We start from the raw sequence: 26,159 nt of genomic DNA on the forward strand, positions 1-26,159 counted from the left end.
GCCTATGCTGACCCCGGAGGAATGGAGCGTCCTCGCGCTCAGCCTGTCGGTCGCGGGCCGCGCCGTGCTGGTCGGCCTGCCGATCGCGCTCGCGCTCGGCTGGGTGATGGCGCGCACCCGCTTTCCGGGGCGCACCTTGCTCGACGCGGTGCTGCATTCCTCGCTGTTCCTGCCCCCGGTGGTGGTCGGGCTGGTGCTGATCCTGCTGTTCGGCACAGATGCCCCGCTCGGTAAGGCGCTGGCGAGCGTCGGCATCCGGCTGATCTTCACCGCCAACGGCGCGGCGCTGGCGGCCGGCGTTATGGCCTTCCCGCTGATGCTGCGCGCCTGCCGTCAGGCGATCGAGAGCGTCGATGCGCGGCTCGAAGATGTCGCGGCGAGCCTCGGCGCGGGCTTCTGGGACCGGATGTTCAGCGTGACGCTCCCGCTCGCCGCCCCCGGCCTGATCGCCGCCGCCGTGATCGGCTTTGCCGCGGCGCTGGGCGAATTCGGGGCGGTCATCACCTTCGCCGCCAACATTCCGGGCGAGACGCAGACGCTCGCGCTCGCCATCTATGCGGCGCTACAGCAACCCGGCGGCGAGGCGATCGCGCTGCGCCTCGCAAGCATCTCCTTCGCGGTCGCAATCAGCGCGCTGCTGCTGTCGGAGGCGCTGCTGGCCTATGGGCGCAGGCGGGCGGGCGCATGATCTCCGTTGCGATCGAGCGCCGCCTCGGCAACTTCACCCTCGACGTCGCGTTCGAAGGGCCGGCCGACGGCGTGACGGCGCTGTTCGGCCCCTCGGGCGCGGGCAAGAGCGCCACGCTCGCCGCCATCGCCGGATCGGGCGCGGTCGCCCGCGCGCGGATCGCACTGGGCGAGCGCGTGCTGACCGACACGGCGGCAGGCGTCTTCGTGTGCCCACCCAAGCGGCGGATCGGCTGGGTGTTTCAGGATGCCCGACTGTTCCCGCACCTCAAGGTCGAGGGCAACCTCCGCTACGGCCTCAAACGCGCGCCCTTGCCGCACCGCATCGCCTTCGATCATGTCGTGGCGGTGCTCGACATCGCCCCCCTGCTCCCGCGCGGCGTCGCCGATCTCTCGGGCGGGGAAAGACAACGCGTCGCCCTCGGCCGCGCGCTGCTGAGCCAGCCCGACCTGCTCCTCCTCGACGAACCCCTCGCCGCGCTGGACGGCGTGCGGAAAGCCGAGATTTTGGAATATATCCAGCGCCTCAAAACCGATTTCCACCTGCCGATGGTGTACGTCACGCACGATGCCGACGAAGTGCGCAGCGTGGCGGATCACGTCGTGCTGATCGAGGCGGGCCGGGTCGTGGCGACGGGCGGCCCGGAAATCGCGCCCGGCGCGCGGCGTGTGGCGACGATCGTGGCGCGCGATGCCGAGGGGGTCTTACTGCGCGTTGCGGGCGATGTGATGGCGGGGGAACGAGTTGATTTGGTGGTGGAGTGAACGGGTTCGCCCAGTTGCGGACTTTTCGGCCGGACAATCATCCCACCTTAATCAGACGTCGTTTTTATCTATTCACTGTTTTACGAAAATCACATCGTCAAAGGTCTCAGCTTGATAAAGGTGCAGTGACTCAGGCTCGTGAATTGCGGGCTGGGCTTCGCTAACTCTGTTGAATGGAACGTCTTGCGCCAGCGCACCGAGCTTCACACTTTTGCCGTCAACTCCGATGCCTTTATCTACATGTATAAAATAACCACGCTTCCCGTAATCGACCGTATACCTCGACTTCATTTTTCCTGAAGCGAGCAACCCGTCCCGCAGGATGATCGGAGGGCAGCAGGGGTTGATGTACGTCCCGTTCGCCCATGCTTGGGAGGTTGGCGGTCTTCGCGGAACCACAACGTAGAGAAGCGCAAAGATCGCAATAGCCGCTGGCACAAAAACCATCGCCAACGCCTTCATCATCGCTTGTCTTGTTGCCTCATCCTCCGGTGTGTTTTCCCAACCCATTCCAACAATCTACCAGTAAAAGAATGGCGTCGAAAGCGGCCTGTCGACTTTCCGCTAATCCCAGACACCCCCTGTCCTACACACTCTCAACCTGCCACCCTCGGTCGGTCCGCTCTTTCAAACCGTCGATCCTCCGCCGACCATGCGCTCGAAAACAGCGCCGATGGTGTGACTCGTGTGACTTTAGCGGCTAGCCGCCCCGACCCGACCCCCCTCGCGGGTGGCACTTTCGCAACTTTCGGCCGCCACACGCAGCCCCGACCCCGCGCCCCTACCCTGCCTGCACCCGCCCGGTCCGCACCAATTTCCCCCACCCGACGCGCGGGCCGCGCAGCGCCTGCGCAATCGCCTTCAGCACGACGTAATACATGATCTGGCGATAGCCGATCCGCTGCGGGATCAGCAGCCACAGCAGCCGCCAATTCTCGCGCCGCTCCAGCGCGAAGGCGATCGTCGCCGCCAGCAGGTCGATCGCGGTGAAGACCAGCCAGTAAAGCAGCATCTTCTCCAGATCGCCCTGCGTCTGCGCCCAGCCATGCGCCTGCACCGCGAGATAGGTCGTCACGAAGCTGACGATCAGCGCGAGATCGATGATCGGGGAAATCGCCGCGAACACGATCTGGAACAGGATCGCCTGGGGCAAGCCGATCCGCGCCAGGCCCTTGGGCCGTCCGGTGCCCATGATGCGCCCATGCTTCCATAGGCATTGCAGCGTCCCGAACGCCCAGCGGAAGCGCTGCTTGGCCAGGCCCTTCATCGTCTCGGGCGATTCGGTCCAGGCGATGGCGTATTGATCGTACGTCACCTTCCACCCGGCGCGCTGGATCGCGATCGTCAGATCCTGATCCTCGGCCAGCGTATCGTCCGGGTAGCCGCCGACCTGCCGGATCGCCGAGAGCCGCCACGCGCCGACCGCGCCCGGCACCACCGTCATCGCATCGAGCCGCGCGAGCGCGCGCCGTTCGAGATTCTGCGCGGTGATGTATTCGACCGCCTGGAATTTGGTCAGCAAATTCACGCGGTTGCCGACCTTGGCATTGCCCGCCACCGCGCCGATCTGCGGATCGGAGAACCACCGCGACAGCCGTGCGATCGTGCTCGGTTCGAACTGGGTATCGGCGTCGAGCGCGATCACGATCTCGCCCGTCGCCAGTTCGAGCGCGCGGTTGAGCGCGCGCGCCTTGCCGCCATTCTCCAGCGTCAGCAGCCGCACGCGCGGGTCATCGGCGAACGCCTCGGCCACCACCGCACTGGTCCGGTCGGACGATCCGTCGTCGATCACGATCACTTCGATCAGCACGTCGTTCGACGCGAGCACACCGCGTACCGCGCGTTCGATCACCATCTCCTCGTTGAAGGCGGGGATCATGACCGTCACGAAGCGGTCGCCGTCGATCGGCGGGAAGATCGCCCGCCCCTCGCGCCGCGCCTGGATCAGCGCGAGCGCCGACAGCACGACCGCCCGGGCGATGCCCACGGTGATGGCGATGAAGAAAATCCACCCCAGCGCCTCGACGATGAAGCCGAGCGTGCTGAACAGGAACAGGTCGGTCACCGCCGCCGCCCGGTCGCTCGGCGAGAGCGTCGGCATCGCGACATCGCGCGGAATGCCCGCCAGCGTGGAGACCGGCACGAAGGTATAGCCCTTGGCGCGCAGCGTATCGATGATCACCGGAAGCGCCGCCACGGTCTGCGAGCGGTCACCCCCTGCATCGTGGAGCAGGATGATATTGCGGCTACACTGCGTCTGCGTCGCGGCGGTGCATTTGGAGGCGACCGGATCGGTCACCTGCGCGATCGTCTGGTCGATGATCGCCTGCACCCCCGGCCGCTTCCAATCGCCCGGATCGACATGCAGCCCGACCGAGATATAGCCGCGGTCCTGCGCCTGCAGCGCCGGCTCGATTTCGTCCGCCGTGGTCGGCTCGGCGTCCCCGAAATAGGGCGCGCGGAACAACCGCAGGCTGTGCCCGGTAAAGGCCTGGAACAAGCGCTGCGTGGTGTTGAGCTGGAATGTCGTCTCGGTCTGCGATGCGCCCGCCAGATTGGGATGGGTATAGGTATGGCTGCCGACCTCATGCCCCTCGCGCACCAGCCGTTCGAGCAGCGGGCGCTGCGTCAGCGCATTCTCGCCGACGATGAAGAAGGTGCCGGGGACCTTCTTCTGCTTCAGAATGTCGAGCACGCGCGGCGTCCAGGTCGGATCGGGCCCGTCGTCGAAGGTCAGCGCGACCAGCCCGGGTTTGTAGCCGGTCCGCTCGACAATGTAGGGCGAGGGCAGCGTCGGGAAGCGCACGTCGGTGATCGTGCCGGCCTTGTCCGTCACTGCTTGCCGCACGCCTTGGACGGGCACGCCGCCAATCTTCAGGATCTCGCCATTGCCCTCGATATCGACATCGGTGCCCGCCGGGATCGTGTCGATCGCGTTGGCGGGCGGCAGCTTGCGGTGCGACCGTCCGAAGATCGACCATAGGCCTGGGTCCTCCGCGCCGAGGCGCCAAACGGCGACGCCGCCCAGCCCGACATTCTGCAGGAAATGCATCTGGTTATAGGCCGATGCCGCATCGAGCATCCACACGACGTGGCGGCTCTTGCCCTCTTCGTAAGCGAAGCTGCTGTTGCCGCTCGCTTTGTCCCACACCGGCGTCGCTTCGGATTCGCGGGCGGCCTCCCACGCTTCGTCGATCGCGAGCGGCTCGCCGCTACCGTCGTGCCAGTCATAGGCATAGCTGCCGATCGCCACGACGATCTTCTCGCGCGGCACGCCGCGGGCGGCGCGGGCGACCGATTGTTCGAACCAGGCTTGCGACGCGATCGGCCCGGCATCGCCGCTGACCTCATGCTCGTCATAGGCCATCAGGAAGACGCGATCGACGATCTTGGCAAAGGCCGCGATGTTCCAGCCATGCTCGCCGTCCGCCTCGCCCACCGGCACCGCGATGGCGATCACCCATTTGCGCTTGGCGAAGCGCGTCTTCGCCTCCGACAGGAAGGTGCGATAATCGGCCTGGCCGCGCGGCGACAGGGATTCGAAGTCGAAGAACGCGCCCCCCGCCCCATTCGCGGCCAACCACGGCTCGAGCTTGTCGAGCAGCGCCTTGCGCTGCGCCGGGTCGTGCAACAGCGCTTCCATGCCGCGCGCATCCCAATCGCCCCCGATCGCATTCTGGATCATCGGCAGGATCAACGGACGCGTCTGCGCGCTGTTGATGATCGCTCGGCCCGCCGGATCGCGGAACACGGTGATGTGGTGATTGGCGCCAGTCACGGAAACCCAGCCCGGGATCAGCCAATCAAGGTCGCCGATGTGCCGACGCAGCGACGCAGCGGATGATTCGTCCCACGGCACGTGAAAGCCGATCGCCAACGGCTGGTTGACGCCGAGCCCACGCGGCGGCGCGCCGAGCAACCGGGCGTAGCCGTTCAGGTCGTGGCGCGCGCGCTTGAGCAATGGGCCGGTCGGCGGCGGCAGCTTGGTGAGCGCGGGATGTTCCGCCTCGACCGGCAGCAGGGGCGCGCGCGGCACCGCGCCGATCGACACGCCGAGCGCCGTCACCGCCACCACGACCAGCAGCACGAATGCCGCGACCGCAAGCGCAAAGCGCCGCCTGCGCCGTCCCGAAGCATCGTAAAACACTGGGGCGGAATTCATCGGCAAAAGCTTCCTGAGACGCAGTTTAGGCGTGACCGCATCGGCCATTTCTAATGGCCGTTCGGCGACGCCCGGATGACAATTGCGTCATCAATGGCATCCGTCAAAGATTTATAGGACGGCGCGTCGCAGGAAGTTTGTCGGGGACCATGCAATGGTCGGGGCGATAGGATTCGAACCTACGACCCCTGGACCCCGAGACCAGTGCGCTACCAGACTGCGCCACGCCCCGACACATTGCAGGGGGCCGCGCCTAGCGGTCGCTGCCCCGGCTATCAAGTCAAAAATGCCGGGAAATGATGAGAAGATGATGATCGAAGCGACCGCTCATTGGGCGGACAGCCCGCGATGGCCATTCAACACCGGCGCGCTGCGTTGCAGGAAAGCAACAGGCTGCAAGATTTTGGTCGGGAAAAGGAATTGTATCGAATCGGCCCCAAATGCGCTTGAGATTTGGAAATCGTACTTATAGCCTCCCCTTATCAGAGATGGCGCGGCTGGGGCAGCGCCACGAAAAAGGGGTGTCTTGTCATGTTGAAGTCGAGTGCCGCGATTATGCGGCTTCGTCCGTTCCTGCTGGCTGGTGTGGCTGGCATTGGGCTCGTAACCGGTGGCGTTGCGCAAGCGCAAGTGGCAAGCGGCCCGACTATTTCCGCCGACCAGCCCGGTAGCGGCGCGCGCGTCGACGGAACCCAAGCCGTTCTCGAACCCCATGGCGGCGGCGCGCAAATCGCCGTCGCTCCGGCGGAGCCCTACATCCAGATTGCCAATCCTGGCACGCCGACCACGGCGCGCGACCCGGTGAACATCACGGGCGTCGGCCAGATGATCATCAGCACGCCGGGCTCTACACCGGGCAGTGTAAGCCTCGGTCTGTGCACCGGATCGTTGATCAACCCGCGCACCGTCCTGTTCGCCGCGCATTGCGTCAATTCGCGTCCAGCAACGGATTATGGTTCGGGTGCGGGCGGCGTGGCCATCGGCTTCGGCTTCAACGCGTCGAACAATTCGACCCTGCCCGGCGCACCTGCCGGGACCAGCCCGCTGCGTAACTGGCTGTTCGGGGTGACGGGCCGCGCGGCCAATACTACCAGTGTCGCCGAAAATTTTTATACGGTGAACAGCGTCGTCTATAACCCGCTGTCGACCCAGCCGGGCAATGGGTTCCTGTACGGCGATGTTGCGATTGCCTCGCTGGATACGCCCACCCGCGGGATCCCGACTTGGGCACTGCTGTTTTCGGCGCTCCCGGCACCCGCCACGGCGGGGGCGAGCGGCACCGGCTATCACGTCGCGATCACGGGGTATGGCAACAACGGCACCGGTGAGACGGGTGCGAATGGCGGGATCGATTATCGCCGTCGCGTCGCCGAAAATTTTCTAGGCGGCCTTGCCTCGCTGGATGATTTCCAGAATTTCATCTTCGGCACGGCCCCCGGTGCCCTGCCGCAAAATCTCTACTGGATCGATTTCGACGATCCACGTCGTGGCACGGCGAGCGCCAGCCCGTACGATTTCAACAGCTTCCGTGACAACGCACTGCCCAACGAGGGTGGCACCGCGCCCGGCGATTCCGGCGGGCCGCTGATCCTTGACGCAGCTTTCTCCAGAAAGGTCATTCTGGGCGTGCTGTCGGGTGGCTTCGGTCGCTTCTACAATGCGGCGCCATCCAATGGCTATGGCTCGAACAGCTTCTATCAGCCGCTGTACCTGTATTGGGACTATATCGCGGCGAACAATCCGTATCGCTATGTCAGCGCGCTGGCCGGCGATGGAAACTGGACCGATGCCAACCACTGGGTCACGAACATCGATCCCAATTACACGATAATCGGGCCCAATGGTCAGCTGGTGAATGGCGTCCCGACCAGTCCCGGCGGTACCACGACCGACGTGAGCGGCAAGTTCGGCCAGATCTGCTTCCAGAATCCGACGTTGAGCGACTGCCTGAACGTAGCGACCGGTGTGGAAACGTTGAACACCAATCCGATCGGGACGGCTGGGCTGGCTAACGACGCCGCGACGGCGACGATGACGGGCCCCGATAGCGGTGCACTCGCCGATGGGAGCGACGTCGCCGCCGACCTGCAGAGTCAGGCGACGGCAGCCGCACAGGCACTGCCTGCCGCGACGATTGCCAACGGGTTGCCCGGTGCGACCAATTTCGTGCCCAACAACATCGATCCGGTCCGCACGACCGGCGCGATCGGGCGCTATTTCGACGTCACCCTCTCCGCCACCGGCACGACCACGCTCAATTCGACGGTCACGATCGACCGGCTTACGCTTGCCGGTGCCGGTGCCCGTTTGAACATCGACTCGACCGGGTCGCTAACCAGCCTGATCGACATCATGCAGATGACCGGCACGATGCAGGTCAACGGGCGGTTGACCACTCCGGGTGACTATCTGCTACAGGCTGGCGGCCTTAACGGCACTGGCACGATCAGCACGCCGTTCTTCACCAACGTGCTCGGCACGATCTCGCCCGGTGCCTCGGGCAATGCCGGGTCGATCGGCACGCTGACCTTTAACGGCAACGTGATTCTGACCTCTGGCAGCCGCTATCTCGTCGACCTCGGCGCCAACGGCGTCTCGGACCGTATCGTTGCCACTGCCGGTACTGGCGGTAGCACGGGCGCGGCGAATGTCGGCGGCGTGATCGGTTTCAGCTTCTCGCCGGACACGCTCCGCGCGGGCAATGTCTACACGATCCTGACCGCGGCCGGCGGCGTGACTGGCGCGTTTGCCACGCCCGGCGCGTTCAGCGCGATTCTGACGCCGCGCCTCACCTACACCGCGAATGCAATCACGGCGACGATCGACGCGGGTCTCTATGCCAATGTCGTCGGCACTTCGCCCGTGCAGCGTGCCTATGCGCAGCTGCTCGATCAGAACCGCGGGAACGGTGGTTATCTCGACATCTATGGTCCGCTCGATCTGCAGAACGCGGCGACGATCCAGTCGACGCTCGACAGCCTCGCCCCGCGTGACCAGACGCTGCAACGCGCGCTCGGCACGCTGGTGATGGACAATTCGCAGCGCTTTACGGAACAGCGGGTCGCGGCGCTTCAACCGGGCAAGCTGGACGGCACGCTGGCGATCATCGGCAACCCGCTGCAGGTCGCGACGCAAAGAACTGCGGGCAACGATGTTATGCGGGGAACGAACGGCGTGGCCACGGCGGAGGTCAGCCAGACGACTCGCCTGCCAGAGGGAACCGGGGCGTTCATCGCCGCCGGCTATCTGGACGGCGACAGCCGCCCGATGGCAACCGCGATCCCGCTTGGCGGCCGTGACCAGTTCAACGGTTACTATGTCGCGGGCGGCATCGAAGCCGAGGTCGGCAATAACGCCGCGCTCGGTTTCGCTTTGTCCTACACCAATGTCGACGGAACAACGACCGGCGCGCAAACGGCAAAGGCAGAGTTGTACCAGGGCACCGTCTACGGCAAGGTGAAGGTCAGCCCTGGTGTCGTGCTCGACGGACAGGCCAGCATCGGCATTTTCTATTCGAACACGCGCCGGAACGTCTCGATTGTGGGGTCAAACTTCACCCTGACGGGGCGGAATCAGTCCCAGGCGCTCGCCGGGGAATTCGGCGTGAGCGCGCCCGTGTCGCTCCATAGCGTGTCGCTTGCACCACGCTTCGCGCTCCGCGCCAGCCGCCTTGCGTTTGGCGGGTACAGCGAAAGTGGCGGCGGTCCAGCGCTCCGGTACGACCGTCGCGATTTCGGCAGCATTCAGGGGCTGGCCGGTCTGGTGATCAACGGAGGGAGCAAGATCAAGCCATACCTCTCCGCCTACTACGTCCATGAGTTTCACGATCGCGCAGGCGCGTTCGGTGCAAATTTCACGGGCGGCTCCGGCGCCAACGTGCTTTTCGCGACGACCAACCAGGACCTCAACTGGGCCGAAGTCGCCGGCGGCATCTCGTACGGCACACGCAAGCTGAGCGTCTCGGTCGGCGCGGATACGACGATCGGTCGCGGCGACGTGTCTAACCAAAGCTATCGCGCGTCGATCAAGATCGGTTTCTGATCGTTCGACACGGTACGAAAGGGCCGTCCGGGCAACCGGGCGGCCTTTTTGCTGCTCCCCGAGCGTGCCCACGAAAATAGCATTTCTATCGGCCGCCATCTGCCGATAACGCGGGGTCGATGTCCGCTCTAGAAATCGTCGCCTTCCTGCTGGGCATCGCCAACGTCTCGCTGGTCGTGCGGCGCAGCATCTGGAATTACCCGTTCGGGCTGGCGATGGTCGCGTTGTATGCGCGGATTTTCCTTGATGCGCGGCTGTATAGCGACGCGATCCTGCAGGTGTTCTTCGTTGTCGTGCAGATCTACGGCTGGTGGAACTGGTCCCGCAACCGGGCGCAGGCCGGGGCGATCACCGTCGGCCGTCTGACCAGACGGGAGCGGGCCTGGTGGGCAATTGGTTGCCTCATCGCGTCGGCCATTTGGGGTTATGGCATGAACCGCTTCACCGACGCGGCCTTTCCCTGGGCCGATGCCGCCATCGCCATTACCAGCGTTGCCGCGCAAATCCTGATGTCGCGGCGCGCAATCGAGAATTGGTGGCTGTGGATCGCGGTCGATATCGGCTCGATCGCGCTATACGCCGCGAAAGGGCTGTGGCTGACTATGGTGCTCTACGGCATCTTCCTCGCGCTCGCGGTCTGGGGGCTGATCGATTGGCAGCGCGTGGCGCGACGTCAGGCGGTTGCGGTATGACCACGATCTGCCTGCATGGCCCGGAAAGCACCGGCAAATCGACGCTGATCGCGCTGCTCGCCGCGCGGTACGACACGACCTTCGTGCCCGAATACGGTCGCACCTTTGCCGAAACGCACGGAACCGATTTCACCATGACCGATCTGGTCGAGATCGCGCAGACGCACGATGCGATGACGCGCGCGGCGCTGGCGACCGGAGCCGACCCGCTGTTCCTCGACACCGACCCGCTGATGACCGCGGTATGGTCCGACATGCTGTTCGGCACGCGCGATCCGTGGTTCGACGCGTGGCAGGGCGTGGCCGATCTGTACCTGCTGCTCGACATCGACCTGCCGTGGATCGACGACGGCACGCGGATGTTCGGCAGCGCGGCCGAGCGGCAACGCTTCTTCGATCTTTCGCGCGCCGAACTCGACCGGCGCGGGGTGCGCTATGCGGTGGTGGGCGGCCAGGGCCCCGACCGCCTCGCCGCTGCGCTTGCAGCGATCGAGGCGGCAGGATTGGCGGGCTGACTCAGCCCTTCTTGGCGTTGAGCGCCTTCACGGCTGCGAGCGTGCCGGTGATGTGCCCGGCGGGCTGCATTTCGGACAGGACGTAGGCGATCTTGCCATTCTTGGCGATCACATAGGAGGTGCGGTTGGTCCAACCCGCCTTCTGCGGCAACGCGACGTCATAGCCAGAGATGGTCGCGGGCGTCGCAAGCCCGACCGGGAATTTGTCGCGACATTCGACCGAGGAGAATTCCTTGATCCGCTCGGCATTGCCCGCGGTCAGGCCGATCAGCGTCGCGCCCTGCTTGGCGAAATCGTCGGCGGCCTCGGCAAAGGCGTGCGCCTCCGCGGTGCAACCCGAGGTGAAGGCGGCGGGGAAGAAATACAGGACGACCGGCCCCTTCTTCAGCGCGGCCGAGAGCGAGAAGGAATGCGTCTTGCCGGCAAGCGCCGCTTCGGTGGTGAAGTTGGGCGCCTTGTCGCCAACCTTGAGCGCGGCATTGGCAGGGACAGCCGCCAACAGTGCAATGGCGGCGGCGGCAAGCGGGGCGGTGAACTTCATGGCAACCTCTCCTGAAAGAATGACACCACGCTACTCCGCCGACCGCGCCGCCGCCAGTGCCTTACCGCGTGCGGATCAACGCGACGGCGCGAGCTTGGTGTTGAGCACCCAGCCGACATTGTCGTTCTCGTCGGCGACTTCCCACCACAGGCCATTCTTGTTGCCGGTCGGGTAGACGATCGATCCGGCGGCCAACGTACGCAACACGCGTCCCGACGCACTGGCGCTGGAGCGAAGCGCCAGCGGCCCTTGCGCGGTGAAGGTCTTGGCCGGTGCTGCCTCGGCCGTGCCGGTGTCGCCGGGGCTCACATAGCCGAGTTCGTTGACCAGCTTGGAATAGGCCTGGATGAACGCCAGCGTCACGATCCGCCCGATGTCGGTATTGTCATAGCCGCCGCCGATCGCGCCGCCGCCGGCCACACCGGCAAACACGCCGCCACCGGCGCCGAAGCTGAGGCTGTTCTTGGCGGCATAGCCCTCCTCGGTCGCCAGCGTCTCGGTCGTGCGGACGTTGGTGATCGACAGGACGACGTTTGCCTCCATCTTGCGGCTGCGGATCCCGCCGACGATTCCGCCGATCGGCCCGCCGATCAGACCGCCCAGGCCGCCCGCGACGCCGCTGCCGCTGGCATTGCTGTTCGCGCCCTGCACTTCGGCCTGCAGCACATAATCGGCCGCCTTGATCTGCCCCTGCCCGACATTCGATCCGCGCTGCAGCCCAAGGTTGCCGCCAATGTCGCGCTCGCGCTGCGCCGCCTGCAGCCCGCTGCCGCGGTCGACCAGGTTGAAGCAACCCGAGCGCGCGACGAGCACCTTCAGCAGCTTCTGCGGCGGGGCCAGATTATATTGCGTCCAGCCACGCGAATCATCGCCATCGACGATCGAGATCGTACCGTGCTTGCGCGCGCAGCGCGGCACGTCGTTCATCGTGGCCTCTTGCAGCTTCTGCGTCCCCGACGGCTTGGCAAGGCGCTGCGCCTGCGCTTCCGTCGAAACCAGTGCCAATACGATGGCCGTCGTCGCTCCAATCCGTAGCTTCGTCACTATCTCTGCCCCCCGGTTCGTGAATCGTTGCCCGCGCTGATTACGCGATTCGCCGCCGCAGGAACAGAAGCATTGCATTGGTGCAGCCGGGCTTTGTGCGGGCGGGCGGCGATGCTATGGCGGCGCGCATCCTCTTCAGCACGAACCCGGGCGAATACGTGACCCCTCTTCAGAACATCCGCAATTTCAGCATCATCGCCCATATCGACCATGGCAAATCGACGCTCGCCGACCGCTTGATTCAGGTGACTGGCGGCCTTTCCGACCGCGAAATGTCCGAACAGGTCCTCGATAACATGGATATCGAGAAGGAACGCGGCATCACGATCAAGGCGCAGACGGTGCGCTTGCGCTACGTCGCCAAGGACGGAATCGAATATACGCTGAACCTGATGGACACGCCGGGCCATGTCGACTTCGCTTATGAAGTCAGCCGGAGCCTGGCCGCGTGCGAGGGCGCGCTGCTGGTGGTGGACGCCGCGCAGGGGGTCGAGGCGCAGACGCTCGCCAACGTCTATCAATCGATCGAGCATGACCATGAAATCGTGCCCGTCATCAACAAGATCGACCTTCCCTCCGCCGATGCCGAAAAGGTGAAGGCGGAAATCGAGGAAGTGATCGGCCTCGACGCGAGCGAGGCGGTGCTGACCAGCGCCAAATCGGGCATCGGCATCGCCGAAGTACTCGAAGCCGTCGTCACGCGCATTCCCCCGCCCAAGGGCGATGCCGAGGCCCCGCTCAAGGCGATGCTGGTCGATAGCTGGTACGACCCTTACCTCGGCGTCGTCATCCTGGTGCGCGTGATGGCGGGGGTGCTGAAGAAGGGCCAGCAGATCAAGTTCATGCAGGCCGGCACCGTCCACTTGGTCGATCGCGTCGGCTGTTTCCGCCCGAAGATCGAGCAACTGACCGATCTCGGGCCCGGCGAAATCGGCTTTATCACCGCGCAGATCAAGGAAGTCGCGCAGACCCGTGTCGGCGACACGATCACCGACGCCAAGCGCCCCGCGGCCGAAGCGCTACCCGGCTTCAAGGAAGTGCAGCCGGTGGTGTTCTGCGGCCTGTTCCCGGTCGATGCTGCCGATTTCGAGAAATTGCGCGAGAGCATCAGCAAACTGCGCCTGAACGACGCGTCGTTCAGCTTCGAGATGGAGACCTCGGCGGCACTCGGCTTCGGCTTCCGCTGCGGCTTCCTCGGGCTGCTGCATCTGGAGATCATCCAGGAGCGGCTGATGCGCGAATATGATCTCGACCTCATCACCACCGCACCGAGCGTGGTGTACGAGATCGAGCTCACGCACCCCGATCCCGCCGGCACGACGCATATCGAGCTGCACAACCCGGCCGACATGCCCGAACCCAACAGGATCAAGGTGATCAGCGAGCCGTGGATCGAGGCCGTCATTTACGTGCCCGACGAATATCTAGGCAGCATCCTGAAGCTCTGTCAGGACCGGCGCGGCATCCAGAAGAACCTGACCTATGTCGGCGGGCGGGCACAGGCGACATACGAACTGCCGCTCAACGAAGTGGTGTTCGATTTCTACGACCGGCTGAAATCGCTGTCGAAGGGCTATGCCAGCTTCGACTATACGCAGATCGGCAATCGCGAGGGCGACCTCGTGAAGATGAGCATCCTCGTAAACGAGGAGCCGGTCGACGCGCTGTCGATGATCGTCCACCGCGGCACCGCCGAGGTGCGCGGGCGCGGCATGGTCGAGCGGCTGAAGGAACTGATCCCGCGGCATCTGTTCAAGATCCCGATCCAGGCCGCGATCGGCGGCAAGGTGATCGCGCGCGAAACGATCAGCGCGATGCGCAAGGACGTGACCGCGAAATGCTATGGCGGCGACGCCAGCCGCAAGCGCAAGCTGCTCGACAAGCAGAAAAAGGGTAAGGCGAAGATGCGCGAATATGGCAGCGTCAGCATCCCGCAGGAGGCCTTCATCGCGGCACTGCGGATGGGCGAGGAGTAGCGCTAGCTGCACCTTGTCGCAAAACCGTCATGTCAGTGACCGATAACTGACATGAAACTGCAAGGCTGACGACATGTCCCGTCCCTAGGGCAGCCCAAACAGGGTTGATTCGGGGGCGTTATGACATCGCAGACTAAACTGTTGCTCGCGTCCAGCGCGGGCGCGCTGGCTTGTATGCTGGCGACACCGGCGGCGGCACTGTCCGAGGCGAAGGTCCCGGATGCTGTGGTCGCCCCCGCCCCGCCGGCCGCCACGGCGGAAGAGGATCAGGAAATCGTCGTCACCGGCGCGCGCCCGATCGCGGAATCGGAAGCGGCCGCGCTCAAGATTCAGGCGAATTCGGATTCGCTCGTCACGGTTGCCGCCGCCGACGGCGTCGGTCGCCTGCCCGATCAGAATATCGCACAGGCAGTCGGTCGACTGGCCGGTGCCGCGGTGGAGCGCGACCAGGGCCAGGCACGCTATATCAGCCTGCGCGGCGCGCCCAATTACTGGACGACGCTGTCGTTCGACGGGATCAACGTCGTCAGCCCCGAAGGCCGCGATGCGCGCTTCGATTCGATCCCGTCCGCAATCGCTTCGCAGATCATCGTATCGAAGGCGGTGACGCCCGAAATGCCCGGCGAAACGGTGGCGGGCAACGTCAACGTCATCACCCGTTCGGCGTTCGATTACAAAGGGCTGAAGGTCGCGGCCAAGGCCGGGTACGGCATCGCGGAATATGGCGACCGGCCCCAATATGAAGGTTCGCTGGTCCTCTCCGACCGGTTTAAGCTCGGCGGTGGCGAAGTCGGCGTGCTTGTCTCGGGCAGCTATTTCGAACGCGGCCAGATCACCGACAATTTCGAGACCGATTATGAGCGCGTCGCGCAGGATCAGCGCCCCGACAATCTGACGCGCTTCTGGGCGCAAGAGGCGGAGAACAAGCTGTACCGCCTCACCCGCAAGAATTGGTCGGTCTCGGGGCGGCTCGACTATAAGCCGGATGCGAACAACAGCTTTTCGCTGCGCTCGATCTACACGATCTTCACCGATGACGAGGCGCGCGACAATTACCGCTTCGATCTGGATGACCAGCAAAGCGCGCTGGTCGCCAATGCTGCCGCCTGCACCGTCACGCCGAACAGCACGCCGACGACCAGCGGCTATGCCGACATCTGCATCGGCAACACCCCGCAAAAGGGCACCATCTACGGCATCGACATCCGCCAGCGCGCGACGTTGCGTGCATTCGCGCAATCGATTTTCACCAACACGCTGAGCGGCGACCATGATTTCGGCGGTGGCTGGCATGTGACATGGCTGGGCAATTACACCCAGTCGAAAGACGATCGCTCGGTCGTCGGCGAGGCGTCATATGAAAGCCCGTCGACGCGCAATCTGCGGCCGACCGTCGCCTATGATTTCAGCGACCCGAATCGCTCGCGCCTGCAGCTCTTCACCACCAACCAGCTAAGCGGCCCGACGCGCTTCCAGGCGGGGACCGCGGTGACGGCGATCGACACCTTCGCCAAGGCACCGACGCTGTTCACGGTGCTCGATGCGGTCGATACGACCGACGCCTATACCGGCAAGCTCGTACTTTCGCGCCGGATGCAGTTCCTGGGGGCCGACGCGACCTTCAAGGCCGGCTTCCAGTTCGATCAACGCACCAAGATTGCGGACGAGCGGCAAATTTCCGTCGGGTCCAATACGGCGACCCGCGCAGCCGATTTAGCGACGATCGGCCTGCCGCAGGATTACAATGCCTTCTCGCTGAATCAGGCGTTCCTCGGCAAGATTCCGATGGACTATACGTTCCGCTATTTCGACACGAACCAGATGCGCGCCGTCGCCCAGGCCGCGCGCGCCAATTTCGCGTTCGCGCCGTTGACAGGCAACAATTACAACGTGCGGGAACAGGTGCTGGCCGGGTATCTGATGGGCACGCTGAAGTACGATTGGGGCTCGATCCTCGGCGGCGTCCGCATCGAAAACGTCAGGAACCGTGGCATCGCCGTCGCAACGGTCGGCGCGACGACGGGACTTGTCACGGCGGAATCGAGCCAGACGCTCGCCTTCCCCAGTTTGCACCTCAACTATAATGTCGACACCACAAAGAAGCTGAGGCTGTCGTTCAACTCGGGCGCGGCACGGGCGGATTACGATCAGCTTCGGCCAAACGTGGTCGTCAACGATAGCAACCAGACAATCTCTGGCGGCAACCCCGCCGTGAAGCCTGAGCGCGCCTACGGGGTCGATGCCTATTTCGAATGGTATCTCCGCCCGCAGGGCTATCTGAGCGTCGGCCTGTTCTACAAGAAGGTGAAGGACGTCCTGTATCGCCAGACGCGCAGCTTTGGCTCGAACGCGCTCGACACGGGCGGGATCGATCGTTCGGCCTATATCTTCTCCGGCATCACCAATGGCGGCGACGGGCGGGTCTTCGGCATGGAGGCGGCGGCCCAGCTCCAGCTCGAGCCTTGGACCAGCAGTCTTGGCTTGCCCGATTGGATGGGCGGTTTCGGCGTCAGCGCCAACCTCACGCTCAACGACAGCCAGGTGACCAAGCCCGCGATCGGTGCAATCCCCGCGCGCAAGGTGCGCCTGCCCGGAACGTCGGACATGGTCTACAATATCGGCGGCTATTACGAAAAATACGGCCTGTCGCTGCGCTTGCAGTATCAGAACCGCTCGAAATGGCTCGACGGCATCGCCGACGATCTGACCGATGGCGGCGACACCTATTGGGCGGCGGATGACGAAATGGATTTCTCGGCCCGCTATGCAATCACCAAGAATTTCGAGGTGTTCTTCGACGCGACCAATCTGCTGAACCAGCCGGGCCGCCGCTTCTCGGATCCGGGCAATCTGCTGCGGGCCAGTGGCATCCCCTCTCCCGACATCTCGACCCAGACGATCGAGTGGGAGCGTTTCGGCCGTCGTTACGCCGGTGGTGTGCGGATCAACTTCTGATGCGCACGCTCCACACCGCCGCGCTGTGCAGCCTGCTCTCCCTCGGGATGGCAGGCTGTGCCACCACCGCGAGCCGCCCCGCTTTCTCGACCGCACCGACCGCAACCGTACTGGCGCGCGGGCAGACCGATGCGGTCGGCACCGCAAACGCCGATGCCGCCGACGACCCCGCAATCTGGCGCAATCCGGTCGATCCCGCCGCAAGCCTGATCGTCGGGACCGACAAAAAGGCCGGGCTGTACGTCTATGATCTGCAGGGCCGGCAGCGCTCCTTCGTGAACGCCGGCCGCGTCAACAATGTCGACCTGCGCGACATGGGTGCCGCCGGGATCATCGTCGCCGCGAGCGACCGCAGCGATCCGCTCAACGCCAGGGTGGCCCTGTACCGGCTCGACCCGAAAACCGCCACGCTGACCACGCTGGGCATGGTGTCGGCGGGATCCGGCGAGGCCTATGGCATCTGTCTGTACCGCGAGGGCGCGGCATTGTTCGCCTTCAACGTCATCAAGGACGGCACGATCCGGCAAGTCGCACTGACGATCGGCGATGGCGCGCCAACCGGTCAGATCGTCCGCACGATGAAGCTCGCCACTCAGTCGGAGGGCTGCGTCACCGACGAGCGCACGCACCGGCTGTACGTGGCGGAGGAGGATGTCGGCCTGTGGCGCTTCGATGCAGCGCCAGGCGGATCGACCACCCCGGTCAAGATGGCGTCTGCGGACCGCTATCAGATCGTCCCCGATACCGAGGGCGTGGCGCTCGCCGCGGAAGGCCAGGGCAATGGCGGCTATCTGCTGGTGTCGAGCCAGGGCGACAATGCCTATGCCGTCTATCGACTGTCAGATGACGCCTATCTCGGCCGCTTTCGTATCGGCGCGGGCGCCGTCGGATCGACCGAAGAAACCGATGGGATCGATGCAGCGGTCGGCGATTTCGGACCCGGCTATCCCGGCGGGCTGTTCGTGGCGCAGGATGGACAAAACGCCCCGGCAGCGCAGAATTTCAAGCTGGTCGCGTGGGCCGATATCAAGGCGTCGTTGAAACTGCCGTGACGCCGGTGCGTGACGTCGCGCACGCGCGCGGCGTCACCCGGCCGAAGCCCAGCGAACCTCGCCCTGGCTCCACGAAATAAACGCGTCTTCATCCATTGGCGAGGCGACGGCATAACCCTGGATCACGTCGCACCCGATGATCCGCAAAATCTCGGCCTGCGCTTGGCTTTCAATGCCCTCGCCCACCGCTTCGCAGCCCAAACCGTGGATCAGCCCGATCACCGCGTGCGCAATACTGCGCGCATCGGCGTCGTCGGCGATATGTTCGATCAGGCTGCGGTCGAGCTTGATCCGGTCGATCGGCAAGCTGCGTAACCGCGCGAGGTTGGAATAGCCCGTGCCGAAATCGTCGATCGCAATCGTCGCGCCATCTGCGCGCAGCAGGGCGATGGCGTCGAGCACTTCACTGCTGCAGTGCATCGCGAGCGTTTCGCTGATTTCCAATTCGAGCAGATGCGCCGGCGCATTGGCGGCGCGCATCGCTTCACGCAGGCGGCGGAAGAAGGTCGCATGGTCGAGCTGGCGCGGCGACACGTTTACGGCCAGGCGCTGTTCGATCCCCATCCGGCCCCAGCGCGCGATCGTCTCGGCGACAGTATGGACGACCCATTCGCCAATCTCGACGATCAGCCCGGTCTCCTCGGCGCGGCCCAGGAAGCTGCCCGGCAGGCGCATCCCGTCGCGGGGGTGGCGCCACCGTAGCAACGCCTCCGCTGCGACGATCCGGCCATCCTCGGATCCGACCTGAGGCTGGAAAACGAGCGTGAATTCGTCGCGGTCCAATGCCTCGCGCAGATCGCTTTCGAGTGCGGCGCGCTCGGCGATCTGGGCGGCGAGTTGCTCGCTGAAATGCTCGGCGCGGCCGCGGCCACTGGCCTTGGCGTAATACATCGCGGCATCCGCGGCACGCATCAGATCGGTGAGCGATTCGCCGTGTTGCGGGCGCAGCGCGATACCGATCGAGGCGCCAATCGTGACCTCGGTCCCCGAAAGATCGAACGGCTCGGCCAACGCGAACAGGATCGCGCGACCGATCCGCGCCGCCTCGGCGGGATCGCTGAGCGCGCTGAAGAACATGGTGAATTCATCACCGGCGAGACGTCCGATCAGCGGCGGTGGGCTGCCCGGTAGGACGGTCACGCCGTCAGCGACGGCGCGAAGCCGGTTGCCGACCATGCCGAGCAGCATGTCGCCACACGCATGGCCCATCGTGTCGTTCACCGCCTTGAAGCGATCGAGATCGATGAAGAACAGCGCGCCGCCCCCGCGTCCCCCCGGGCTGAGCGGTGCTTCGACCAGCATCCGTTCGCAGCTTCGCCGGAAATTGGTGCGGTTGGCCAGGCCAGTTACCGAATTGAACATGGCGAGCCGGTGGACGCTGTCGAGATTCGCGTTCAATTGGTGAAACAGGCTGTGCATCGCGGTTGCGAGCTGCGGGACATTGTCCGCGATTTCAGCGGGAATCTCGCTGCTGAGATCGCCGTGCGCCGCGCGCGTGAGCCGCGCGATCGCCGCGTCGATCGCGGCGGCCGTGGCGGAAATGCTCCGCTCGGCCGAGGCCCAGCACATCGCCGCACAGACCACCGCCGGGATCAACGCGCGGGATACGTTGGTGATGTCCACGCCGCCACCCGACGTCGCGACCAACGCCAGGATGAACGCGACCGCCCCGGCGCACATCGCGAATACGATCGCGCGGCTTTTCAGCGATACCTCGTCCATTGCGATGACGCATGACTCCTACCCCCGAGCAAAATCGCTCGGGCCCGGCGGGACCATGCCAGCGAAAGGTTAAAATTTTCGCGAACGTGTCGCGGCAGGGCGCGCCTTTCGCAGCACTATGTACAGCGCACCCGCCCCGCCGTGGCGCGGATGCGCGCCCCGCACCGCTGCGATCGCCCCCGCATGGCGCGATCCGGCGAGCCAGTCCCCGGTCGCCGCGCGGATCGCGCCGCGTGCGTGGGGGCGCTCGCTCGTCGGACGCGGCGGCTTGCCGGTGATGAGCAGGATCAGTCGATCGCCGCTGCGGATCGCCGCGTCGAGAGCGGCGTCGAGCAGATCATGCGCGGAATGCAGCGTGTGGCCGTGCAGATCGATCGTGCGGTCGGGTGAGACCAAGCCGCGCGAAAGCTGGCGGTCCCATGTGCCGTCGAGCGTGTTGGAAGGGGTGGCCTTGGGCGCTGCCGGGGCGATTGCCCGCGCTGCCGCAGGCACGGCAGCCGCCGCCGGGCGGCCGCGTCGGTGCGGCGCGGCTTCGGCCGCCACCCGCGCGTTAGTCGCCGAGCCCGCAGGCGTGGAGGGTTTGCCAGCACCGGCCGACACCATGCTCACCCGCTTGGGCTGCAAGGGCCGCACGCCTGCCATCACGCGCGCCCACAGCGCTGCCTCGTCAGGGCTGAGGAAGCGCGTTCCCATCGGCCCTCTCACCGGACAAGCGTGCGAGCGTACCGACTGGCAGCAACAGGAACGCCGTACCCCGCGCCGCCATCCCCCCTGCGGTCGCCTCGGCATCGGCGCCGGCGCCCCAGAAGGTATCGATCCGGTTGGGACCCTTGATCGCGCCGCCGGTGTCCTGCACCACCCACAGGCGGCTGGCATCCGCACGGTCCATCGACAGCAGAACGGGCGCACCCAAGGGTACGAAATGCGGATCGGCGGCGGCGCTCACCCCACCCGTGACCGGCAGGCCGAGCGCACCCAGCGGCGGGCCGGACAGTTCGCGAAAGAACACATAGCTCTTGTTCTCGCGCATGATCGATCGGCCCTCTTCGGGATGGTCGTGCAGCCAGCGGACCAACCCCTGCATCGAGCTTTGCCCCGGCGCGAGCAGCCCACGCGCCTTCATCAACGCGCCGATGCCGGTATAGTCCCGCCCGTTCTGCGTGTCGTAGCCGATCCGCATGACCGAGCCATCGGGCAAGCGCAGGCGGCCCGAGCCCTGGATTTGCAGGAAGAAGAGCTCGACCGGATCGGCCGCCCAGGCAATCACCGGCGCGCGGCCATCGAGCGAGCCCCGCTCGATCGCCGTGCGATCGTCATACGGCACGAAATTCTGCCCGACGACATGGCCGCGGATGCGCTTGCCCTTCAGCGTGTCGCTGAACGCGCCAAGATCGACCTCGACCAGATCGCGCGGGCGGGCGTAAACCGGCGTGTCATAACCGCTGCGCCGGTCGCGCGACCCGCGGATTTCGGGTTCGTAATAGCCCGTCGCGAACGCCTTGCCGTCGCCGACTTGCACCGCTTCGAAATATTGCGCGAAGAACGCACGCGCCTCGCCGCTCCGGACGGAGGCGGCGGCGGTGCAGGCCGGGGCCCAGTCGCTGCCGCGCGTCAGACCGGAACTGTCGGGGCGACGCTGCAAGGATCCGCACGACGCCCGAAACGCGACGAGCGCGCGGGCGGCAGAGGATTCGTCGATCGGCAGCGTGTAGATGGGCGGCCCTGCGATCACCCCGGCGCTCGCCGCGGTTGCAGTCCCTGCGGGGACCGAGGCAGTCGGTTGCGGCGCGATTGGGGTGGCGGGCACGGGCTTGCGAACCGGTGCGGGACGGTATTGGCTGGGACGTTCGACCTGGCCGCCACCACACGCCGAGAGTAGCAGCGCCAGCGCGGCCGCGCCCAAAGCCCGCATCCGTGGCGCACCGACGCAAGCCCCCGCGGCTAATTCCACCGAAACCGCCCCCCGCATCGGCCTTACGCCTCGTCGGTGTCGGCGAGTTTCCAGTTCGGGTCCTTGCTCTTCAGCACGCGGGCGAAGGTCCAGACATCGTGCGTATCCACCGCATCGGTCATCGATCCGGCGACGACATTATTGTCGGCATCGCGCGTAACGGCTGCAATCGCGGCATCGAAACGCACCGTGACACGTGCCAGCTTACTCTCAAGCGACGCATCGGAAATTACCGCGCGCTCGATCGCTACCAGCCGGTTGTCGAGCACATGGCCTGCCTCGGTCCGCGCCTGGATTGCCTGGGTGAAGGCATCGCGCACCTCATCCTCTGCCAACCAAGCGAGCTGTTCCTCGTCGCCCTTCCAGAACGCTTCCAGGATCATGCGATACGCCGCCTGCGATCCCTCGAGGAAGCGCGCAACGTCGAATGACGGGTCGGCCGCGATGATCGCACGGACCCCGGTTTCGGCCTTGGGCTCGACCGAACGACCGATCGGCTCGCGCGTCTCGGGCAACGCCTCAGCCGGACGCTGCACCACGGTCAGCGGCGCGCGTTCCTCGGCGGGGCGAGGCAGCGGCTGCTCATGTCCGGTACGCTTGCCGAGCACGCGGTACAGCTGCAGCGCCATGAAGCCGGCCACCATTGCGAGAATTACAACTAGGAACACTTGGCCTCCGGTCCGTCCTGCAAGCTCGCTACATAGGCGCAACGGGCCGCGGATTCAAATGATGCGATCGCACGCGCGAAGTGGCGGCCGTGTTGAACTCGACGCCACCCCCTGCTAGGCGCGCGCCTTCGACGGCGCGAGATAGCCGTGGCTATACGGACAGGGATAGGACGAAGTTCCATGAGTGAGCAGGACAACGGCGCGATGAACTCCGGTGGCGTAGGCGCGCCGCTTGCCAATGGCGAAGACACCTCCCCCGCAGCGGGGCTTATCTCGCAATATGTCAAGGACTTGTCGTTCGAAAACCCGAACGCTCCGGCAATCTACCAGAACCAGATCGCGCCCGCGATCGACGTGCAGTTCAACATCGCCTCGGCGCAGGTCGGCGACGATGTGTATGAAATCGTCTTGCGCATCGAAGTGAAGGCCGAGGCCGAGGGCACCGTCGCTTTCCTGGTCGACCTTTCGTACGCGGGCCTGTTCGGCCTGCGCAATTTCCCTGTCGAGCATCTCCAGCCGTTCCTGCTGGCAGAGGCTCCGCGCCTGATCTTCCCGTTCGCCCGCCGCGTGCTGGCCGATGCGATCCGCGACGGCGGCTTCCCGCCGCTGATGCTCGAACCGATCGATTTCGGCGCGGCCTTCATGGCGCAGCAGGAAGCGGGCGACGTGACCGGGGCAATCGGAACGGCGTAAGCGATTGACGGCCCTGCCCCGTCCGGGGTGGGGCCATTCGAAGGCCAACCGATGAACCTCGTAAAATCGCTCGGCTCGGTGGGGGGCCTGACGCTCGCCAGCCGCGTGCTGGCGTTGCTGCGCGATTCGCTGGCGGCGCGCTATGTCGGCGCGGGATTCGCATCGGACGCCTTCAACGGCGTCGCGTTCCGCCTGCCCAACATGTTTCGCGCGCTGTTCGCGGAAGGGGCCTTTTCCGCTGCCTTCATCCCGATGTTCAACAAGAAGGCCGCGGGGCCGGACGGGATCGCGGGCGGCTATGCCTTTGCTGAGCGCGCGCTGGCAGTGCTGCTGCCGGTGTTGGTGGTTTTCACGATCGCGCTGCTGCTCGCCGCCTATCCCATCACCTGGCTGCTGTCGGGCGGGTTCGCGCGGCAGCATCCGACGCCCGAGCAATTCGCCTTTGCGGTCACGCTCTCGCGCATCACCCTGCCTTATCTCGCATTGATCTCGCTCGCCTCGCTGCTAGGCGGCATTCTCAATTCGCTCGATAAATTCTGGGTCAATGCCGCCGCGCCGATCCTGCTCAACCTGGCGATGATCGTCGGCCTGTGGGTGTTCCACGGCTCGGACGAATATGAGACCGCACGGGTGCAGGCGATTTCTGTCACGGCCGGTGGCGTTTTGCAGCTCCTGTGGCTGATCTGGGCGTGCCACCGCGCCGGGGTCGACATGCGCCTGCGGATGCCGCGGCTCGACGCCGACGTGCGCGAGATGCTGCGCCTGATCGTGCCCGCGGCGGCGGGCGCGGGGGCGGCGCAGATCAATTTGCTGATCTCGACCTCGCTCGCCGGCAGCCTGCTCGCTTCGGGCTCGATCACGTACATCTATTATGCCGATCGCTTGAACCAGCTTCCGCTCGGGTTGATCGGCATTGGCCTCGGCACGATCCTTCTGCCGACGATCTCGAAATTGCTGTCGACCGGGCAGGACGAGGCCGCGATGGACACGCAGAATCGCGGGATCGAACTGGCGCTGTTCCTCACCCTTCCCGCCACCGTCGCCTTCCTGATTGCGGCCGAGCCGATCGTGCGCGGGCTGTTCGAGTACGGCCGGTTCACGCCCGAGGATGCGCGTAAATGCGGCTGGGCGCTCAGCGCCTTTTCGGTCGGGTTGCCGTCCTACGTGCTCGTGAAAGTGCTGACGCCCGGCTATTACGCGCGGGGCGATACGAAGACGCCGGTGCGTTTTGCGATGCTGTCGATCGTGGTGAACATCGTCGGCAATCTCGCGCTGATCCCGACGATCGGCCATGTCGGCCCGCCGCTCGCGACCGCGCTCGCCTCAACGGTCAATGTCGCGATGCTGTATGCGACGCTCGCCAAGCGCGGGCATTTCGTGGCGGATGCGCAATTGCGGCGGCGCGTGCCCCGCCTCGCGCTGGCGGCGGTGGTGATGGGTGCGACGGTGTTTGCGGGCAAGCAATTGCTCGACCCGTATCTCGGCGGCCCGCTTATCTACCGCTACGCCGCGCTCGGCGTGCTGGTCGGGGCCGGCATGGCGATCTATATCGTCGCCTGCTTCCTCACCCGCGCGTATCGCATCGCCGATCTGAAGGCGTTGATGCGCAAACGTGGCGCCACCCCCAGTCCAATCCAGGAATAACCCATGCGCGTCGTCTCCGGCATTCAGCCCACCGGCAACCTCCACCTCGGCAATTACCTCGGTGCGATCAAACAATGGGTCGCGATGCAGGACGCGATGGCGGCGGGCGAGGACTGCCTGTTCTTTCTCGCCGATCTGCACGCACTGTCGCAGCCGGTGATCCCGGCGGAGCTGAACGCGCACACGACCGAGATGGCGGCGACGCTGCTCGCCTGCGGCATCGATCCGCAGCGCTCGATCCTGTTCAACCAAGCGCGCGTGCCCGAACATAGCGCGCTGCACTGGATCCTGGGCGGCACCGCGCGGATGGGTTGGCTCAGCCGCATGACGCAGTGGAAGGACAAGGCCGGCAAGAAGGGCGAGAGCCAGAGCGTCGGCCTGTTCACCTACCCCGTGCTGCAGGCCGCCGATGTCTTGCTCTATCAGGCGACGCATGTGCCGGTGGGCGAGGACCAGAAGCAGCATCTGGAGCTGGCGCGTGACATCGCGGTGAAGTTCAACACCGACTATGGCGATACCTTCACCCTGCCCGAACCGCTGATCTCCAAGGCCGCCCCGCGCATCATGAGCTTGCGCGATGCCAGCGGAAAGATGTCCAAATCCGATCCGTCCGACGCCAGCCGGATCAATCTGATCGATACGGACGAGCAGATCGCGGGCAAGATCCGCAAGGCCAAGTCGGATGCCGACGGTCTGCCGGGCGACGTCGCCGGATTGGCCGAGCGGCCTGAGGCGCGCAATCTGGTGACGATCTACGCCGCGCTATCGGACACCACGCCCGATGCGGTGCTAGCGCAATTCGCCGGACAAGGCTTCGGGGCGTTCAAGCCTGCGCTTGCCGATCTGGCGGTGGCGACGCTCTCGCCGATCCGCGAGCGGCTGACGGCGTTACTGGCGGACCGTGCGGCGGTGAGTGCGGTGCTGGCGGAGGGCGCGGCCCGCGCGAAAGCGCTGGCGGCCCCAACGCTGGCGAAGACGCAGGCTGCAGTCGGGTTGCAGGTCTAAGCCGCGCCGTCCCGCCCCGGTCTTCCGGGGCTTCGCCGCGGAGCGG

Annotated in this window: 19 protein-coding genes and 1 tRNA gene; 11 read left to right on the top strand and 9 right to left on the bottom strand. The window is 65.4% G+C overall.

Annotation, left to right across the window (positions count from 1 at the left end):
- The first annotated feature begins 4 nt into the window (after positions 1–4).
- Entirely contained in the window at positions 5–688 is a 684-nt protein-coding gene (modB, locus tag AB5I39_RS03655) for a molybdate ABC transporter permease subunit (RefSeq protein WP_404371293.1), read from the top strand.
- Positions 685–1,452, top strand: coding sequence for a molybdenum ABC transporter ATP-binding protein (gene modC / locus AB5I39_RS03660; protein WP_404371296.1), 768 nt, complete (start codon positions 685–687; stop codon positions 1,450–1,452). The genes modB and modC overlap by 4 nt, the downstream gene beginning before the upstream one ends.
- 72 nt (positions 1,453–1,524) lie before the next feature.
- On the opposite strand, the gene AB5I39_RS03665 is transcribed toward modC, so the two are convergent.
- The 3 genes from AB5I39_RS03665 to AB5I39_RS03675 all read right to left on the bottom strand — a co-directional run bounded on the left by AB5I39_RS03665 (position 1,525) and on the right by AB5I39_RS03675 (position 5,846).
- Positions 1,525–1,962 carry a hypothetical protein gene (locus AB5I39_RS03665; protein WP_404371299.1) on the bottom strand — a complete coding sequence of 146 codons (438 nt, stop codon included), beginning with the start codon at positions 1,960–1,962 and terminating at the stop codon, positions 1,525–1,527.
- Between the two features lie 271 nt (positions 1,963–2,233).
- Entirely contained in the window at positions 2,234–5,614 is a 3,381-nt protein-coding gene (locus AB5I39_RS03670) for a polysaccharide deacetylase family protein (protein ID WP_404371302.1), read from the bottom strand.
- A gap of 155 nt (positions 5,615–5,769) precedes the next feature.
- Positions 5,770–5,846, bottom strand: a tRNA-Pro gene (locus tag AB5I39_RS03675).
- Between the two features lie 299 nt (positions 5,847–6,145).
- On the opposite strand from AB5I39_RS03675, the gene AB5I39_RS03680 reads away from it, so the two are divergent.
- The 3 genes from AB5I39_RS03680 to AB5I39_RS03690 all read left to right on the top strand — a co-directional run bounded on the left by AB5I39_RS03680 (position 6,146) and on the right by AB5I39_RS03690 (position 10,862).
- Entirely contained in the window at positions 6,146–9,655 is a 3,510-nt protein-coding gene (locus tag AB5I39_RS03680) for an autotransporter domain-containing protein (protein WP_404371305.1), read from the top strand.
- 119 nt (positions 9,656–9,774) lie between these two features.
- Entirely contained in the window at positions 9,775–10,347 is a 573-nt protein-coding gene (gene pnuC, locus AB5I39_RS03685) for a nicotinamide riboside transporter PnuC (RefSeq protein WP_404371308.1), read from the top strand.
- Positions 10,344–10,862, top strand: coding sequence for an AAA family ATPase (locus AB5I39_RS03690; protein ID WP_404371311.1), 519 nt, complete (start codon positions 10,344–10,346; stop codon positions 10,860–10,862). Before pnuC ends, AB5I39_RS03690 begins: the two co-directional genes overlap by 4 nt.
- A gap of 1 nt (position 10,863) precedes the next feature.
- Here the strand turns inward: AB5I39_RS03690 and AB5I39_RS03695 are convergent, their stop codons facing one another.
- Positions 10,864–11,403, bottom strand: coding sequence for a redoxin domain-containing protein (locus tag AB5I39_RS03695; protein ID WP_404371314.1), 540 nt, complete (start codon positions 11,401–11,403; stop codon positions 10,864–10,866).
- A gap of 75 nt (positions 11,404–11,478) precedes the next feature.
- A complete protein-coding gene (locus AB5I39_RS03700; RefSeq protein WP_404373995.1) occupies positions 11,479–12,330 on the bottom strand; it encodes a CsgG/HfaB family protein in 852 nt (283 codons plus the stop codon).
- Positions 12,331–12,563: 233 nt separating this feature from the next.
- On the opposite strand from AB5I39_RS03700, the gene lepA reads away from it, so the two are divergent.
- From lepA to AB5I39_RS03715, 3 genes are all read left to right on the top strand, one after another.
- Positions 12,564–14,423: a translation elongation factor 4 gene (gene lepA / locus AB5I39_RS03705; protein WP_404371317.1), complete on the top strand. Its 1,860-nt coding sequence runs from the start codon at positions 12,564–12,566 to the stop codon at positions 14,421–14,423.
- Positions 14,424–14,543: 120 nt separating this feature from the next.
- Entirely contained in the window at positions 14,544–17,378 is a 2,835-nt protein-coding gene (locus AB5I39_RS03710; protein WP_404371320.1) for a TonB-dependent receptor, read from the top strand.
- Positions 17,378–18,430 carry a phytase gene (locus tag AB5I39_RS03715; RefSeq protein ID WP_404371323.1) on the top strand — a complete coding sequence of 351 codons (1,053 nt, stop codon included), beginning with the start codon at positions 17,378–17,380 and terminating at the stop codon, positions 18,428–18,430. Before AB5I39_RS03710 ends, AB5I39_RS03715 begins: the two co-directional genes overlap by 1 nt.
- Positions 18,431–18,463: 33 nt before the next feature.
- Here AB5I39_RS03715 and AB5I39_RS03720 read toward each other — a convergent pair whose 3' ends face one another.
- The 4 genes from AB5I39_RS03720 to AB5I39_RS03735 form a co-directional block, all read right to left on the bottom strand.
- Positions 18,464–20,152, bottom strand: a complete 1,689-nt coding sequence (locus AB5I39_RS03720) for a putative bifunctional diguanylate cyclase/phosphodiesterase (protein WP_404371325.1) — start codon at positions 20,150–20,152, stop codon at positions 18,464–18,466.
- 69 nt (positions 20,153–20,221) lie between these two features.
- Positions 20,222–20,845, bottom strand: a complete 624-nt coding sequence (locus AB5I39_RS03725; protein ID WP_404371328.1) for a Smr/MutS family protein — start codon at positions 20,843–20,845, stop codon at positions 20,222–20,224.
- Positions 20,820–22,064 (bottom strand): murein transglycosylase A, encoded by a 1,245-nt coding sequence (locus tag AB5I39_RS03730; protein WP_404371330.1) that lies wholly within the window; start codon positions 22,062–22,064, stop codon positions 20,820–20,822. Before AB5I39_RS03730 ends, AB5I39_RS03725 begins: the two co-directional genes overlap by 26 nt.
- 62 nt (positions 22,065–22,126) lie before the next feature.
- Positions 22,127–22,771, bottom strand: coding sequence for a Tim44/TimA family putative adaptor protein (locus AB5I39_RS03735; RefSeq protein WP_404371333.1), 645 nt, complete (start codon positions 22,769–22,771; stop codon positions 22,127–22,129).
- 180 nt (positions 22,772–22,951) lie between these two features.
- On the opposite strand from AB5I39_RS03735, the gene secB reads away from it, so the two are divergent.
- Genes secB through trpS form a run of 3 tightly spaced genes read left to right on the top strand, consistent with a single transcriptional unit; the run spans position 22,952 to position 26,113 of the window.
- Positions 22,952–23,464 carry a protein-export chaperone SecB gene (gene secB / locus AB5I39_RS03740; RefSeq protein ID WP_404371336.1) on the top strand — a complete coding sequence of 171 codons (513 nt, stop codon included), beginning with the start codon at positions 22,952–22,954 and terminating at the stop codon, positions 23,462–23,464.
- 51 nt (positions 23,465–23,515) lie between these two features.
- Positions 23,516–25,108 carry a murein biosynthesis integral membrane protein MurJ gene (gene murJ / locus AB5I39_RS03745; RefSeq protein ID WP_404371339.1) on the top strand — a complete coding sequence of 531 codons (1,593 nt, stop codon included), beginning with the start codon at positions 23,516–23,518 and terminating at the stop codon, positions 25,106–25,108.
- Between the two features lie 3 nt (positions 25,109–25,111).
- The gene (gene trpS / locus AB5I39_RS03750) at positions 25,112–26,113 is read left to right on the top strand and encodes a tryptophan--tRNA ligase (RefSeq protein ID WP_404371342.1); all 1,002 of its coding nucleotides are present in this window, start codon (positions 25,112–25,114) and stop codon (positions 26,111–26,113) included.
- Positions 26,114–26,159: the final 46 nt, after the last annotated feature.

Origin of the sequence: Sphingomonas sp. MMS24-J45 (genome assembly GCF_044881195.1) — a bacterium.
Taxonomy (GTDB): domain Bacteria; phylum Pseudomonadota; class Alphaproteobacteria; order Sphingomonadales; family Sphingomonadaceae; genus Sphingomonas.